14 protein-coding genes and 2 pseudogenes are annotated in these 14,826 nt (G+C 66.1%); 9 read left to right on the forward strand and 7 right to left on the reverse strand.

Annotated features, from left to right (window positions below; translation table 11 throughout):
• Positions 1-20: 20 nt before the first annotated feature.
• On the reverse strand, positions 21-1,979 hold the full coding sequence (locus ABZZ22_RS00350; RefSeq protein WP_354925533.1) for an FAD-dependent monooxygenase: 1,959 nt from the start codon (positions 1,977-1,979) through the stop codon (positions 21-23).
• 311 nt (positions 1,980-2,290) lie between these two features.
• Here ABZZ22_RS00350 and ABZZ22_RS00355 point away from each other — a divergent pair, with 311 nt between their 5' ends.
• Together ABZZ22_RS00355 and ABZZ22_RS00360 are read left to right on the forward strand one after the other, a co-directional pair.
• On the forward strand, positions 2,291-2,887 hold the full coding sequence (locus ABZZ22_RS00355; protein WP_354925536.1) for an isochorismatase family cysteine hydrolase: 597 nt from the start codon (positions 2,291-2,293) through the stop codon (positions 2,885-2,887).
• A gap of 179 nt (positions 2,888-3,066) precedes the next feature.
• Positions 3,067-3,288 carry a hypothetical protein gene (locus ABZZ22_RS00360; RefSeq protein WP_354925538.1) on the forward strand — a complete coding sequence of 74 codons (222 nt, stop codon included), beginning with the start codon at positions 3,067-3,069 and terminating at the stop codon, positions 3,286-3,288.
• A gap of 181 nt (positions 3,289-3,469) precedes the next feature.
• On the opposite strand, the gene ABZZ22_RS00365 is transcribed toward ABZZ22_RS00360, so the two are convergent.
• Positions 3,470-4,432, reverse strand: a complete 963-nt coding sequence (locus tag ABZZ22_RS00365; protein WP_354925541.1) for an amidohydrolase family protein — start codon at positions 4,430-4,432, stop codon at positions 3,470-3,472.
• Complete coding sequence (locus tag ABZZ22_RS00370) at positions 4,432-5,370, reverse strand: VOC family protein (protein WP_354925543.1); 939 nt, start codon at positions 5,368-5,370, stop codon at positions 4,432-4,434. Before ABZZ22_RS00370 ends, ABZZ22_RS00365 begins: the two co-directional genes overlap by 1 nt.
• Before the next feature lie 243 nt (positions 5,371-5,613).
• Here ABZZ22_RS00370 and ABZZ22_RS00375 point away from each other — a divergent pair, with 243 nt between their 5' ends.
• From ABZZ22_RS00375 to ABZZ22_RS00400, 6 genes are all read left to right on the forward strand, one after another.
• On the forward strand, positions 5,614-6,525 hold the full coding sequence (locus tag ABZZ22_RS00375) for a LysR family transcriptional regulator (protein ID WP_354925546.1): 912 nt from the start codon (positions 5,614-5,616) through the stop codon (positions 6,523-6,525).
• Between the two features lie 526 nt (positions 6,526-7,051).
• Positions 7,052-8,440 carry a Rieske 2Fe-2S domain-containing protein gene (locus ABZZ22_RS00380; protein WP_354925548.1) on the forward strand — a complete coding sequence of 463 codons (1,389 nt, stop codon included), beginning with the start codon at positions 7,052-7,054 and terminating at the stop codon, positions 8,438-8,440.
• Between the two features lie 3 nt (positions 8,441-8,443).
• Complete coding sequence (locus tag ABZZ22_RS00385; RefSeq protein WP_354925551.1) at positions 8,444-8,998, forward strand: aromatic-ring-hydroxylating dioxygenase subunit beta; 555 nt, start codon at positions 8,444-8,446, stop codon at positions 8,996-8,998.
• A complete protein-coding gene (locus tag ABZZ22_RS00390) occupies positions 8,995-9,210 on the forward strand; it encodes a ferredoxin (protein WP_354925554.1) in 216 nt (71 codons plus the stop codon). The genes ABZZ22_RS00385 and ABZZ22_RS00390 overlap by 4 nt, the downstream gene beginning before the upstream one ends.
• Positions 9,207-10,457, forward strand: coding sequence for an FAD-dependent oxidoreductase (locus tag ABZZ22_RS00395; protein WP_354925556.1), 1,251 nt, complete (start codon positions 9,207-9,209; stop codon positions 10,455-10,457). Before ABZZ22_RS00390 ends, ABZZ22_RS00395 begins: the two co-directional genes overlap by 4 nt.
• A 56-nt stretch (positions 10,458-10,513) precedes the next feature.
• Positions 10,514-11,317, forward strand: a complete 804-nt coding sequence (locus tag ABZZ22_RS00400; RefSeq protein ID WP_354925918.1) for an SDR family oxidoreductase — start codon at positions 10,514-10,516, stop codon at positions 11,315-11,317.
• Here ABZZ22_RS00400 and ABZZ22_RS00405 read toward each other — a convergent pair.
• Positions 11,310-11,447, reverse strand: a pseudogene (locus tag ABZZ22_RS00405) (IS256 family transposase); the annotation flags it as partial. The gene ABZZ22_RS00400 and the pseudogene ABZZ22_RS00405 overlap by 8 nt on opposite strands.
• A 260-nt stretch (positions 11,448-11,707) precedes the next feature.
• On the opposite strand from ABZZ22_RS00405, the gene ABZZ22_RS00410 reads away from it, so the two are divergent.
• Positions 11,708-12,448 (forward strand): IclR family transcriptional regulator, encoded by a 741-nt coding sequence (locus ABZZ22_RS00410; protein ID WP_354925920.1) that lies wholly within the window; start codon positions 11,708-11,710, stop codon positions 12,446-12,448.
• 43 nt (positions 12,449-12,491) lie between these two features.
• On the opposite strand, the pseudogene ABZZ22_RS00415 reads toward ABZZ22_RS00410, so the two are convergent.
• From ABZZ22_RS00415 to ABZZ22_RS00425, 3 genes and pseudogenes are all read right to left on the reverse strand, one after another.
• Positions 12,492-13,184, reverse strand: a pseudogene (locus tag ABZZ22_RS00415) (SLC13 family permease); the annotation flags it as partial.
• Between the two features lie 19 nt (positions 13,185-13,203).
• A complete protein-coding gene (locus ABZZ22_RS00420; protein WP_354925559.1) occupies positions 13,204-14,040 on the reverse strand; it encodes a PaaX family transcriptional regulator C-terminal domain-containing protein in 837 nt (278 codons plus the stop codon).
• Positions 14,041-14,072: 32 nt separating this feature from the next.
• On the reverse strand, positions 14,073-14,825 hold the full coding sequence (locus ABZZ22_RS00425; RefSeq protein ID WP_354925562.1) for a maleylpyruvate isomerase family mycothiol-dependent enzyme: 753 nt from the start codon (positions 14,823-14,825) through the stop codon (positions 14,073-14,075).
• Position 14,826: the final 1 nt, after the last annotated feature.

Below are 14,826 nucleotides of genomic sequence, written 5' to 3' on the forward strand. Positions count from 1 at the left end.
GGTTCGTCGGTTGTGCGCGGTCAGGTGTGCGGGGTGTCTTGGCCAGCGGGGGCGCTGGCCGGGGTGGACGCAGGGACGGTGATGTCGACCGACCGGGTGGAGTACTTCGCGTTGTCGCCGGCGCGGCGCGCGGCGTGGGTGTCGCCATGGCGGTCCGGGCGGTCGAGGACCACACACAGCGCGTTCTCGAGAAGCGCGGTGGCCTCGTCGATGTCCCACACCTCGGCGTTGTGGCGCCACGCGATGTAGCCGTCGGGACGCACGAGCAGGGCGCCGGCCTCGGGGATGTCGCGGACCTGCTGCCAGTAGCCGTACGGGTCGATGGCTCCGGGCTCCCCGATGACGACGGTCCTGAGAAACGGCAGGTCCAGCTTCGCAGCGGCGTTCTTCCACGCACCGCCAGCGATGCCGGTCAGCAGCGTCATCTGCCCCTTTCCGGTGACATCGAGGGTGGAGGTGCGGCGACCGGTAGTGTCGACGAGCCAGGCGTGCGGGAGCTTGGCGCCGGGGCGGGTGGTGGCCTGCAGGTACAGCTCGCGGTGCCGGGGCCACTCCTCCTCGCCGAGGGTCTCGTCAGACAAGACCGCGGAGGAGGTGTAGCGCTGGTTGAGCTCGACGCCGTGGGCGTTGAATTCGGTGTTCTTCAGCTCAAGCGCTTCGTACAGACGAGACCGGAGCGCTTCACCTTCGGGCGTGGGGGCCTTGAGCTTCGACAGCCCGGCGGTGACCGGGTCGGCGTCGTCGTGGTCGAACCACTCCCGCAGGCCGGCGTAGTCCTTGCGGGACTGGTTCGCGCGGGCGACGATCTGCTTCCCGACCGGGGCGCGCTCGTCCGAGTACGACTCCAGCAGGCCCGGGCCGGCGTAGCCCTTGACCGCGAATGCGATCTTCCAAGCGAGGTTGAACGCGTCCTGCATGGACGTGTTCGACCCCAGGCCGCTCGACGGCGGGTGGCGGTGCACGGCGTCGCCACCGCAGAACACCCGACCGTGCGAATAGCGCGTGGCGTGCTGCTGGTTCACGTACCAGATCGACTTGGTGAGGATCTCGGGCTCGAGGTTCGGGTCGCCGACCAGGGTGCGGATCTGGTCGATGACCTTCTCGTCCGACAGGTCAGGCTCGCCGGCGGCCATGTCGAAGCCCCAGCCGGCGATCCACTCCTCCCAGGGACGGATGGCGCGCAGGAGGCCCATCCCGATCTCACCGAACCCAGCGTGGGAGTTGAAGATCCAGTACAGGATGCTCGGCCGGTGCTCGACGTACTGGGTGAGCTTCGCCTTGAAGCGGATGTAGACGGTTCCAGCACGGGCGAGTTCACCCTCCAGCGGGAGGCCGAGCTGTTCGACAATGCGTGAGCGAGCTCCGTCGAAGCCGAGCAGGTAGCGGGCACGTTGGGTGAACACCTGACCGGTGCGGCCATCGCGGAAGCTGACGGTGACACCGTCAGCGTCCTGGGTGTGGTCGAGGTACTCGGTGTTGAAGCTCAGCACCGCGCCGCGTGAGGCGGCGGCGTCCAAGAGGATTGGCTCCATCTGCGGCTGGGGCAGGTCGAGCATCGTGCACGGGCTGCCCTTGAGATAGTCGCCGTAACGCAGGTCGCCGGTGCCCCAGGTCTGCAGGCGGACGATCTCCTCACCGGCCAAGCTGGTGGTGAACAGCGTGTCACCCATCTGCTCCCACGGGGTGGCCTGCTGGCGGGCTGTGTCCTCGAGGCCGAGGTCGCGCAGCACCTCCACGGCACGCTGGTTCGTGATGTGGGCGCGGGGGCCGTTGGCCACCCACGGGAAGACCGTCGCCGCGTGGACGCGTACGCCGTAGGTGGCCAAGGCGGTCGCGGCGATGCCACCGGCCGGCCCCAGGCCGACGACGACGACGTCGGTGTCGAAGCCGTCCTCGTCGGTGTGGAACGGCTCGAACATCGGAGCGGGGTAGCCGTCCGCTTCGACGGCCTGCACGTCTTCAGGGACAGGTGTGCTCATGGGGAACCTCGGAAGTCTGCAGCGCTCTGGCGCTGGCTTGGGAGAACTCCACGACGGGAGTCACTCGAACGCCCGCGTGATCGGCGTCACCCCGACTAGAATGCTAGTTGGCTATCGGGAATGTCAACCTTCGCGTGCCAGTTCGGGTACATGGCGCAACTGGCGCGCTGTGCATTCGGCGTGTAGGGGCGAGATCACGTGAACTTGGCGGGAAGGTTTGTGGTCACCGTCACACATGTGTCATTGTTCAACTAGAGTGCTAGTAGGTCAACAGCCCACTCTCGGGTCGAACCACGCTCAGGAGAACCGCCATGGACCTCAACAAGGCCACCACCGCTTTCCTCGCCTGCCACTGGGAGAACGACGTCGTCGGCGCGGACGGCGCGTTCGCGCCGTTCTTCCGCGCCGAGGTCGAGCGCCGCGGCGTCATCGACGTCGCCAGGCGCGTCATCGACGCCGCGCGCGCCGCAGGCACCCAGGTCGTCTACACCCGCGTCGCCTTCAAGGAGGGCCACTCCGACCTCGTCGCCAACATTCCGCTCCTCGGCGTCGTCGCCCAGCAGGGCAGCCTGCTCGACGGCACCCCCGCGACCGAAATCGTCGACGAGCTCAAGCCAGAGGCAGACGACTGGAACGTCGCCAACCCGAAGGTGTCCGCGTTCGCGTCCAGCGACCTCGACGAGCGCCTCCGTGACGCCGGCACCGACACCGTTGTCCTCTTCGGAGTCGCCACCAACATCTCGGTCGAGTCCACCGGCAGGTCAGCCGGCGACCTCGGCTACCGCGTCATCATCATCGAGGACGCCTGCGCCGCCGCCGACCAGGCCACGCACGATGCCACCATCGCGTCCTTCGGTCTCCTCGGAGAGGTCGCCTCCGCCGACGACGTCATCGCCGCCCTCGCCTGACGATCACGACGTAGTCCAAGGCCCCGGGCCACCCACACGCACAGCCGGACCCGATGTCCGGACACTGCACCACGCCCTCAGCACACCCCGAATGGAGACTCCCATGTCCGACATGCTCGCGCCAGCGAGCTGTTCTGGCAGATTCACCCCGGTCGCAAGGTGAAGGCGAGCCTCGGTCCGTGATCGGTGGCGGCGCATTCATCAACCGACAGTTCTGGAAGTTCCAGGGCTGGCTCCAGGGCTACAACGGGGGGCCGTTGAGGCAGCCCACTCAGCGCATCCATGACGCGCAGATGAAGGCTCTGCGCCAGGCGCTGGTGGACTCGCAGCTTGAGCCGAGCATGGACCCGTTCCGTGAGTTCTTCATCGGACGTAACCGGTCTGATCGTTCAACCAGATAGCAGCGGAGATCGAGCTCGACAGTGTCGGCATCGATCCTCGAACCGAGGGCACGACGGACGTCGGTCGAGCCCTGTTCCTCCTCCGCGACACCCAGCGGGAGACGCTGGTACCGTCATGTTTTCGAGTCGTTCCAGCGGAAGGGAACGCGCTGAAGCTGCTCAAGCCGCCGATGCGGGTGCATCAGAGACGCAGGAGTCTGCGTGCGTTGGCTTCCATGTCGATCGGCAGCCGTTCGACCTCGGCCGGAGAGGACGAGTCCCATCCTCCGAAGTTCGTCCCGAGGACGAGCCGCTCCGGATTCGCCGTTTCGATGAGTAGATCAGCGCTCTTGTCCGAATGGACGTGGACGTCGAACCACAGGCGGTTGTAGCCCTCGTCGAAATCAGCGAGGTCGACCGGAGCCGCGCCTGTTGCGACCCAGGCGCGGACCCGTCCGAGCAGGAACGGCACCGCGCCCCCGCCGTGACTGATGCAGATGTCCAGTTCGGAATGGCGGCGGAGCACACCACCGAGGAGGAGCGACGTCGTCGCGATCGTCTCCTCGAGGGGGTAGCCGATCGTGACGTCGCGCAGCCAGCGTCGCAGGCGGGGGTCTCCGTCAGGCCCGTCGATGCCGGGGACGACCGAGTGTATGAACAGTGGCACGTCGAGGTCCGAGCAGGCGGCGTAGAGGTCGTCGAGATCAGGGTGATCGAGGTCCTCAGCGGCGTCAGTGCCGATGACCGCGCCGACCACGTTCAGGTCCCGGACGGCCCGCTCAAGCTCCGTGACCGCTGCTCCGACATCGCTGACGGGCAACAGGGCGAGTGCCTTCAGCCGGGCGGGATCTGCACTCGTCCACTCGGACAGGAGCTCGTTGTACCTGCTTGCGAAGCGGCTGGCTACCTCGGCGGGCGTATGGGAGAAATACCACAGCGGGGACGCACTGACCACCTGCACCTCGATGCCGGCCTCGTCCAACTCGTCGAGCCGCTGCTCGGCAGTGCGGTCCAATCCCGGGATCTTCCCCAGCATGTAGTCGAACCCTCCGGTGGTGAGCGTCGCGATTCCCGCGGCGTCCCGGGTGAGAAACGGGCCGTGGTCGCCGACACTTCCGAGAAGTGTCTCGAAGAACAGGTGGGCGTGCGTGTCGATAGCCGACATCACGAGTGCTGCGGGTCGATGGGGTGGACGGTGGGGTTCATGCCGAGGTGTGAGTACTCGTGACCCCAGACTTCGCCCACCCAGCCCTCGGCGCTGTCGAAGTACTGAGCGGACCAGCTGCCGTCGTTGACCTGGATGGAGTCCCATCCGATCTCGAAGTCGAACCCCGTGGGGGTCCGGGCGTAGAAGGACAACATCCGGTCACCGATGTGACGGCCCATTGACGACGAGATGGGGAGGCCGGCCTTGTGTGCAGCGTCGTAAGCCATGCCGACTGCGTCCATATTCTTCGTCTCGATCATGACGTGCTGCAGCCCACTCATCCCGGTCATGCCCATCAGCCCGAGGCTGTGGTGGCGGGGGTTGGCGGCACGCAGGAACCACATTTCGCCGAACGGCCCACCGACACGGGTGATGTCGGACGTCTTCAGGCCGAGGACGCGGGTGAAGAATTCTACGGCCTGCTCGATGTCGGGAACGACGAGCACAGCGTGGCCCAAGCCCTGGCTGCCGGTCACGAACTGTGACTGATAATGACCACCGCGGAACCGTCCCTCGAAGGTCAGTTGACCGGAGAACAGCTCGTGCCGGTTGCCGAAGGGGTCCTTGAAATGGAACAGGTAGCGCACCGAGCGGTCGGCACGCTCCTCCGGCTTGGCCTCCGTGACCTCGACGCCGTGAGCTCGCAGCTCGGCAACAGCACCGTCGAGATCCGTGGCACTGTGGAGCTCCCAGCCGATGTAGGCCAGCTTGTGGTCGGGCCCCGGGTGGACGGCCAGCCTGTAGGCGCGGTCGTCCCATGACACGCGGAGCACGCTCTCGCCCGCGGAGTCGGATTTCTCCTCCACCTCCAAGCCGTAGACGTCGGGCCCGAGCGCGAGCCACTCGCTAGCTGCCGGTGATTCGACTCCGACGTAGCCAAGACTGTGAATCCGCATGTCCTGAAGTTCCTTTCTTGATCGTTCTCGGCCCGGTGGCGATCAGCGCATTGCTGTAATCTCGCACCTCGTGAGCGGCGCGAGACGGGGCCGCGGTAGTTGCATGGACAGCGTCACTGACCGCAAGCGAGAAGGGAAACAGGCAGTGGTGATAGTCGCTATCTGCAACCGCACACCCGTCGTGCCGGGCGTGCGGGAACCGAGACGATGACATCGCATATCGGGTCGCTCGACGCGAACCTGTTGGCGCCGCTGCAGGCGTTGCTAGAGCAGCAGCACGTCAGCCGAGCGGCTGAGCGCATGCACGTGAGCCAGTCAGCGATGAGTGCGACCTTGGCGCGTCTGCGCCGACACTTCGACGACGAACTGTTGATCAGGTCCGGTGCCGCCTACTCCTTGACGCCCCTCGCGCGGTCCCTGCTGCCCCTGGTGAACTCGGCGATCCAGGCGGTCGAGTCAGTGTTCGACGCCCGCGCTGGGTTCGAGCCGCGAACCAGCGACCGGCGCTTCACGATCGTGGCCTCCGACTACGCAGCCGGTGTAGTGAACCCTCCATTGCGGGCCATGCTGGCCGAGACCGCTCCTGACGTCGGTGTCCACTTCCACTCGGTCCCCGAGAGCCCCGTCCTGGACCGCATGGCCCTTGAGTACGACCTGATCATCGCCCCCGGCGAATACGGGCTGCGCGGGGACTTCCGGCCTCTCTTTCGCGACGAATTCGTTTGTCTGCTCGACCTGAATCACCCAGCGGCCGCCGAATCGGAGATCACTATCGACCAATTGTCGGAGATCCCCCATGCCGCTGCATCGTTCGCCCCGGACCTATCGACCGGAGCGGACCGGCTCCTCGATCAGCTCGGCGTGCACCGCCGGGTCGCCGTGGTGTCGGACGAGTGGTTGTCACTCCCGTGGCTTATCCGGGATACCAGCCTCGTCGCGCTGCTCCCGCGCCGCATCGCCTCGTGGTGGGCTGCGCGGGGAGGCTTCGTCCTCCGCGAGGTCCCTGGGGACGACCGCGGTGAGTTCATCGAGAACGTCTACTGGCATCCCAGCCGGCGCGGTGATGACGGGTTGGCCTGGCTGCGCAACCAGATGGTCGACGCGATCGCGGAGTCCGACGGCGAGCCCAGCCGCACACGTGGCCGCGAGCGCTGACGGGCGAACTCTTCGACACCCGCGCCGCGCGGAGCGAGCGCCGCATGGCGTACAACCGCTCGATGATCCCGCAGATCATGGAGTTGCTGCAGGCAGAGATGTTTGACCGAGCCGGCGGCCTGTTATGGCAGATCCGCCCCGGCCGCACGTGAAGGTGAGCCTGGCCCCGTGATCGCCGGGGGCGCGTTGATCAACCGACATGTCTGGAAGTCCAGGGCTGGCCCGAGGGCTGCGAAGGCGGGCCGTTGTGGCAGGTCACTTATCCCACTCAGCGCATGACGCGCAGATGAGGGCTCGTGTGCCCGTTTCGTGAGATCCTCGCCGGTTGCGATCCGGCGTGATCTGGGGCGTGGAATCGACCGCGTGGCGGGTTGAATGATCGACGTGATCGATGGGTCTGGATTGATGCCAGTCGTCTTTTCATAATGTGACCGGCGTCATACCGTGGACTCATCACGCGAGTGTCGAGCCGCACGCCTCGGGTCGCTGTGCCATCGCAACAACGCCAGTTCAGCAAGGGAGAAGCATGACCGTCACGACGCCTGCCACGTCAGCCCACGCCAGTGTTGCCGCGACCCTGGAACGGGTCGAGCAGTCTCTCGACAACGATCGCCTGCCCGTCGAGATCTTCAACGACGAGGCCGTCTTCATGGCTGAGATGGATCAGATCTTCGGCACCTGTTGGGTGTTCCTCGCGCACGAGAGCGAGATCCCGAAAGCCGGGGACTTCGTCCAGCGACGCATCGGGGTTGATCCGGTGATTGTCACGCGGGATGGCAAGGGTGGAGTCAACGTGCTCTCGAACTACTGCCGCCACCGCGGTACGCAGGTCTGCCAGACCGACGCGGGCAACTCCCGGTTCTTCAAGTGCCCGTACCACGGCTGGACCTACTCGAACGATGGCGACCTCGTGGGCACCCCGAACAAGCATGGGGCCTACGCCGAGAACTTGGATCCCAAGGAGTGGGGGCTGTATCGGGCGCCGCGGGTGGACAGCCGGTTCGGCTTCATCTTCGCCTCGCTCGCGGCCGAGGGCCCCACGCTGGACGAGTACCTCGGCGGCGCGGGGTGGATGCTCCAGATGATGGTCGGGCTGCACCCGGATGGAGTGAGGGTGGCGGGACCCCCGGAGCGCTATAAGCTGAAGGCCAACTGGAAGACGGGCTCCGAGAACTTCGCGGGCGACACCTACCACGTCGGGACGCTGCACTACAGCAATGAGGAAATCGGCCTCGCGCCCGACCTCAAGAGCAATGTCGAGGTGACCCGCTCCTACGACTTCGGTAACGGCCATTACGCCATCGGCTTCCCGTTCGTCGAGCTGGCCGGGCCGTTCGCTGCGTTCTGGGGCTACGACCCGGAGACGGCTGCCAAGTTCGACCTGAGCGGGCTTGACGAGACGCAGCGCCACATGGTGGAGAACGAGCCGCCGATCGTCGGCACGATCTTTCCGAACCTGAGCTTCCTGCGCACGCCGGCCCCGATCCGGGTCGGCGAGATGGAGATGGCCGTCATCACGACGTTCCGCCAGTGGCAGCCTGTCGGCCCGGGTGAAATGGAGCTGTGGAACTGGCAGTTCGTGTGGACCTTCCAAACCGAGGAGCAGGCTCTCGAGGCCTACACCATCGGTCAGTTCACGTTCGGTTCCGCCGGGACCTTCGAGGTTGACGACACCGTGGCCTGGGAGGGAGCTCCCAAGGCTGCGAAGAGCCCCTGGATGCGCCGGCAGGAGATGGAGTTCAGCTTTGGACAGGCCCATATGAGCCCCGTGAACCGCGAGGCTGACCCCACCTACAAGGGTCCGGGGATCAAACGCCCCACCGGCTTCGGCGAGCACAACCAGATCAGCTTCTACAGGCACTGGGTCAACACGCTGCGCCACGGCACGCAGGCGACGAGCGTTCAGGAGGGCTGACGCATGGCAATCACCGAGGCGAGTCCCGAGGCAACGGCGCGGGTCGACGCGATGGCTCCGGTCGACCCGGAGTTGCTCGCAACCGTTAACCAGTTCTTGGCGCTCGAAGCCAAGCTCTTGGACGAGGGCCGGGAGGAGGACTGGTTGGAGCTCCTCGACGAGGATCTGCTCTACGTCGTCCCCATCAGGCTGGCCACCGAGGATCGGGCCGATGAGATCCAGCGCGGTGCCTTCCGCATCCGCGACACCAAGTACCACGTCCGCACCCGCCTCCAGCGGCTCGCGACCGGACACGCCTACTCCGAGATCCCGCCGTCGCGGACCATGCGGCTGGTGGGCTCCGTCCTGGTACAGCGCACGGCGGACGCGGATATCGTCGACGTCACCAGCGCGCTGCTCGTCTACCGCCAGCGGGGCATCGACGACCACTTCGACCTCATTCCCTGTCGACGGAACGACACGCTGCGGCTCACGGCCCAGGGCCCTCGGCTGCTCACTCGTGAAGTGATCCTGACCGAAGTAGGCATCGCCACGCCCAACCTCGGAGTCTTCTTGTGACCGGACAGGTCGAGATCCTGCTCGACACCAACCTCTGCAACGGCTACGGCGTCTGCGTGACGATCATGCCGGACGTGTTCGACACCCCGGCGGGTAGTCCGGTCGCGGTGCTTCTGCGAGACCGGGTCGAGGCAGACGAGAGCGACGATCTCGACGAGGCCATCCGCGCCTGTCCAGCGCAGGCGCTGGCCAAGCGCGAGCTAGCGTCATGACGACGAAAGGTCGCTCCCTGGAGAACGTGGTCATCGTCGGCGCTTCCGCGGCGGGCCTGAGTGCTGCCGACGGACTGCGCGAGGGAGGGTACGACGGACGCATCGTCATCTTGGGCGATGAGCAACATGAGCCTTACGACCGGCCGACCCTGTCGAAGAAGCTGCTTGTCTCGCAGGGGGAGCCGCAGCTGCACGCGCTGCGCACACCGGAGCGGCTGGAAGCCGACGGCGTGACCCTTCTGCTCGGCCACCGAGCGGTCGGCCTCGACGTCGACCGCCACTACGTCGTGACCGAGAACGGCGACGCCGTCCCCTCGGACGCCGTGATCATCACGACCGGGAGTCGGCCGCGGACCCTGATGACTACTGAGGCGGAGACCCTCCCCGTGCTCCGCACTCCCGCAGACCTCGGCCTCCTGCGCGGAGCGGCGGCACGCTACGGCCAGGTCACCCTGATCGGCGCTGGACTGATCGGACTGGAGATCGCTTCCAGCCTGTCCGGGCACGACGTCGAGGTGACCGTGATCAACGACCTCGAGCTCCCGTTGCGCAACATCCTCGGAGAGCCCGTGGCTGAACAGGTCCGCGAGCTGCATCGGCGTCACGGCGTCGATCTCCTGCTGGGTGTCAGCGTCGAGAGCGTCAGCGGTGGCCCCGGGTCGTACTCCGTCCAACTCTCCGACGGCAGCACTCACCGCACCTCGTTTGTCCTGGTCGGCATCGGCGTAGAGGCCAACGACGAGTGGCTCGACGGGTCAGGCGTGGCGCTGGATGCGGGTGTGGTGGTGGATGCGACGGGTCGCGCGAGCGTTCCAGGAGTCTGGGCGGCCGGCGACGTGGCTCGCCTGTTGTCGCACCCCTCGCTGCCCGAGTCGACCCGCGTCGAACACTGGACACACGCCATCGAGCACGGCCGCCACGTCGGCCTCAACGTCGCGAGGGCATCCCACGACGCCTACACCGCCGTGCCCTACTTCTGGACTGAGCAGTACGGACGGCGGTTTCACGGCTACGGCCGCCTTCGGCCGGACGACACGGCACAGCTCGTCGAGGGAGCCCTCGACGAAGAGGAGTACCTGGTCCTGTACGGCAGCGGCGAGAAGCTCCACGCCGTGGTCTCGTGCGGGTGTGTCCGGTCCCTCAGGGGCTACCGCAAGCTCCTCGAACGCAACGGCACCTGGCGCGAAGCTCTGGACCTGGCCGGCCACTGCGACCCAGTCCACGACGTCGGCCTCCACACCGGCTGACGCAACATCTGACGTAAGGAAGAACGTTGAAGCTTCTTGACGACCACATCGTCCTCGTGACCGGCGGTGGTTCCGGTTTGGGGCTGGGTGTCGCGCGGCACCTGCTGACGGAGGGTGCGCAGCTCGCGGTGCTCGAAGTCGACCCTGACAAGGTGAAGGCTCTGAGTGAGGAGTTCGGTGACAGCGCGCTGGTGCTTCAAGGAGACGTGCGCAGCATCGGAGATCTCCAGGACGCGCGCAGCGCGATCGTGGAGCGTTTCGGCAGGTTGACCTCGATCGTCGCGACCCAGGGGATCTGGGATGGCAATGTTCCGCTGGTCGACATCCCTGTCGAGCAGATCGACGCGTTGTTCGATGAGGTCTACTCCATCAACGTCAAGGGCTATGTCCTGACCGCGAAGGTGTTCCTAGATCTGATCCAGGCCGAGCGGGGTGGCCTCGTGCTGACGGCGTCCCAGGCGGCTTTCGCTGCTGATGGTGGCGGTACCGCGTACACCTCCAGCAAGGGTGCGGTGCGCAGCCTGGTGAACCAGCTCGCGTTCGAGCTCGGACCGGAGATCCGAGTCAATGCTGTGGCGCCTACGGGGATCGCCAAGAGCGAGATCCGGGGGCCCGCAGCACTCGGTCTCGAGCAGTCCAAGCAGTCCGACATCCCAGCCGACACGTTCCGGTTCGAGTTCGAGTGGCTGACTCCGCTACAGCACCTGCCCTCGCCGGAGGAGTACGGCCCGCTGTACGCCTTCCTCGCGTCGCGCCACAACACGGTGATGACAGGACAGACGCTCATCGCTGACTCCGGCACGTTGAACCGCGCCCTGGGGTCGATGACCGCCTTGGTGAGGTCGATGCCGGACCGCTGACCGAGTCGGCCTCCGCGGACAGCAATGACTGGATGAAGGTGCCGAGCAGGTCGCGCAACAGATCAGGGCACGCCTGGGCCAGCTGTTCCTCGAGCATCCGGGCAGGGTCAATACTGGGATTGACGGTCATCGTGGTGTCCTTCTTCGAGTCGGCTTTGAGAGATCACTCGAAGAATCACGCGGTGGAGGTCGTCTACGTCAACGACACGCACACCGCGGAGCCGTACACCACTCTGCTGGACGCAACTGAGCGCTGTAAGCCAGTGCGAGCACTCCCGGGCAGAACCAGGCTGACTTCGTTCTGGCCTCGAGCGGCGCGCAGGCACAGGCTCGCCACGTTAGACTTGTCCCGTGACCGATGACGCCAGTCCCCGTCAGGGGATCCAGTCCGTGGAACTGGCGATGACAATCGTGGAAGCGATCGAGCGTGGCCTTGGCCCCATGAGCCTCACGCAGATTGCTGCAGCCGCCGACATGGGCCCCAGCAAGGCTCACCGGTATCTGGTGAGTCTTTGTCGAATCGGTTTAATCACCCAGTCAAGGAGATCGGGCTTGTACGATCTCGGGCCTGCGATGCGCCGCATCGGCGTTGAGTCGCTACGGCGGATGGACGAGGTCGGACTGGTCTCGGAACACCTGCCGGACCTTCGGGACCGAACGTCGCATGCAGTCAACCTCGCGGTCTGGGGCGACAACGGACCTGTGCTCGTGCGATGGGACTACGGGTCCTACGCCCTACCAATCACGGTGCGCGTTGGTGCGACGATGCCGCTGCTCACGTCATCGGTTGGCAGGGTTTACTTGGCATACCTTCCGGAGTCGCTGACAGCTCCTGTCCTCGAGAGTCAACTCTCGACGGTGCAAGGCGGCCTGCCCACGCCTGCAGACCTCGCCGAGCTCCGGACCGAAGTACTTCGGCGAGGTGTAGCCGAGACGTCAGGCGGCGTCATCCCCGGAGTGACCTCGTTGGCGGCGCCGGTCTTCCCAGCGGGGGAGTCCATCCCGTTGGTGATCGCCTTGGCGATCCCTGCTCGGCTCGCGGACCGCGAAACGCTTGCAGCCGTGGAAGTAGAACTACGGAATACCATCGAAGCCATCTCCCAGGACTTGGGCACGACCGCGAGCGCATAGTTCGCCCTGGATCGTCGACCGACTCCTCGAGCTCCTTTCCGCCGGGGATCTCGTCTACCTCGGAGCGGAACACCAGTTTGGTGAGGAAGACCCGGGTCGCGACGAGCATCACCGCGGCGACCGGTACACCGACCAGCATCCACTGGGCGAAGCCGACCTGGATATTGTGCGCGTCATCGAGGTACGCCCGCATCAAGGCCATCGGGGCTGGCCGATGAGTGTCGCCATCGACCCCATCGTTAACTCCGTAGGCGATGCCCAGGAGGACACCCGCGGTGAGTTTCGGCGTCTGGAGGTCGGGGTTGAGACTCCGGATGAGGCCCGGGATCGAGGTTCCGATGGGCACTATGATGACCGCCGTCGCGGTGTTGCTCACCCACATCGAGATGAACGCGCTCGCGCAGGTGAGGCCGAGCACGATATGGGCGGGACGTGGGCCCACTGCTAGTACGGCGCGCAGAGGCACGCGGCGGTGCAGATCCCAGCGCTGGGCGGCCAGGCCCAAGATGATGCCGCCGAGCATCAGGAAGATCACAGATCCGGCGTACGGCGTCGTGGTGGCCGTGATGTCCGCGACGCCAAGCAAGGGGAAGGCTGCAACTGGGATGAGGGCCGTGACTGCTAGTGGGACCGCTTCGGGTATCCACCACACAGCCATCAAGCATGCGATCGCGGCGACTGTGCGGGTGTCGAGGGCGAGGCTGCCCGGCATCAGGACGAAGACCAGAGCAGCCACGACGGGTCCAGGTAAGTGCTCAGACGTGTCGTCGGTCTGCCATCTCAGCGTCGGTGACCTCGTGGCCGATCACGTCACTGACGTAGGCACGGGCGGCGGGTCCGAGGACGGCGTGCGCCTCGTGGAACAACTGGTACGCGTCGTATCCCGGCCATGGGTCGGGTGTCAGCTGAGGCGGTAGCTGCGGGTCGCGGAAGGGGAAGTGGCGATACCGCGCGATGAGATGCGTGCGTGCGGCGAGCGCCTCGGCGCCTTGGAGTCGTGATGCCTTCTTCGGCAGGTCGCGATGGTCGGCGACGAACTGGTCATACTCCTCTCCCAGACTGGCGAGGTCCCAGCACTGTTGGGCGAGTGACCGGTCGTGCTCGACGCCGTCGGAGGAGCAGATCAGCACTTCGGCATGCTTGGCGTCCAGGTCGGCGAGCAGGCCGCGCGCAGTTGCGCGACGGTCGTCGGGAGTGAGCCAGGTCGAGGTGCTGAGCGGACCGAAGCCGTGCCACGCCAGAGCTTTTCGGAGCTGGTCACGGTCGTGGCGGTCGTTCTCGGAGAGCTGGTAGATCACCAGCGTCCACTGCCCGGACCAGTCCTGTGGCGGCGCCGCGAAGATACGCTCGCGCCCCTCATCGAGGACCTCGAGCATGCTGTCGGTCAGCTGGTAGCGGCTTTCACGGCCCGTACGCTGCACCGTGAACCATCCCTCCCGGCGAAGCCGCGACATCGTTACCCGCACCGTTGGCGGAGCGATGTCGAAGGCCTCGAGGAGGGTGATGAGATGACCGAGCTGTATGCCCTCGTCGACGAACCGTAGGTACTCCCCGAAGAGGTCGAGCACGAGACTGCGTGGTTTGACCGGCATGGAACTCATCATGCCGGTAGATCTGTCCAGCGTCAGATCCATCGCGGTGCCTCGATGGGCGAGCCACCCGGCCAGGCAAGGTCGACGGCGCGGCGTTGTGGTGCCATTCGACCTGTAGCCCAAGCAGCCAACGCCGCGACTGGTCCTTCGACGACGACTCCGCTCTCGCCGCCGGTCCAATGCTTCGGGACGCTTCCATCGGTGGCTCTGAGCGAGGGGAGGCCCTGCTCGTCCCGGGTACGCCAGGTGCGGTGGATGTCATCGAGCAACCGGGTGAGTACGTCGGTGGGGATGTCTCCCACCTGGGCGCCGCCGGCCAGGTCGACGGCGTGCAACCAGACCTCGCGGGTGCGCATCCACACCGTCTCGGAGACGGGGACGTCGCGTCCCTGGGCCGTGACGACACGGAAGGACCAGCGGTCAGCGGGAAGGTCGCGCCAGCGGACGTCGAGATCGATGGCAGAGTGCTCGACCAGGTTGCGCAGCGCTTCAGGGTTGAGTGTGGAGCCATAGTCGATCTCTTCGGCGCGAGCTCCGGGGGAGGAGTACATCGGGTTCGGCTCCCCGGTGGCTGCCCACTCGACCAGACGCGCGATCGCTCGGGCGTTGTAGCCCACATGCGCAACCACGTGGCGGCGCGTCCAGCCCAGTAGGAGCGACGCCGCGTCGAGGTCGTCGTCCGAGAGCTGGTTGAGTGCCCGGCGGAACATCGACGTGCCGAGCCTGGCGTTCGCCAGGTCTCGGATCACGTCGGTGTCCTGCACGAGGTCGGTGCGTGCAGGCACG

It is taken from the genome of Nocardioides sp. NPDC006273 (genome assembly GCF_040613495.1).
Taxonomy (GTDB): Bacteria; Actinomycetota; Actinomycetes; order Propionibacteriales; family Nocardioidaceae; genus Nocardioides.

What these genes read in the sequence shown, in the direction of transcription:
- ABZZ22_RS00395 (WP_354925556.1), top strand. Translation starts at nt 9,207, where the DNA reads ATGACGACGAAAGGTCGCTCCCTGGAGAACGTGGTCATCGTCGGCGCT.
- ABZZ22_RS00385 (WP_354925551.1), top strand. Translation starts at nt 8,444, where the DNA reads ATGGCAATCACCGAGGCGAGTCCCGAGGCAACGGCGCGGGTCGACGCG.
- ABZZ22_RS00350 (WP_354925533.1), bottom strand. Translation starts at nt 1,979, where the DNA reads ATGAGCACACCTGTCCCTGAAGACGTGCAGGCCGTCGAAGCGGACGGC.
- ABZZ22_RS00370 (WP_354925543.1), bottom strand. Translation starts at nt 5,370, where the DNA reads ATGCGGATTCACAGTCTTGGCTACGTCGGAGTCGAATCACCGGCAGCT.
- ABZZ22_RS00380 (WP_354925548.1), top strand. Translation starts at nt 7,052, where the DNA reads ATGACCGTCACGACGCCTGCCACGTCAGCCCACGCCAGTGTTGCCGCG.
- ABZZ22_RS00365 (WP_354925541.1), bottom strand. Translation starts at nt 4,432, where the DNA reads ATGTCGGCTATCGACACGCACGCCCACCTGTTCTTCGAGACACTTCTC.
- ABZZ22_RS00355 (WP_354925536.1), top strand. Translation starts at nt 2,291, where the DNA reads ATGGACCTCAACAAGGCCACCACCGCTTTCCTCGCCTGCCACTGGGAG.
- ABZZ22_RS00420 (WP_354925559.1), bottom strand. Translation starts at nt 14,040, where the DNA reads ATGCCGGTCAAACCACGCAGTCTCGTGCTCGACCTCTTCGGGGAGTAC.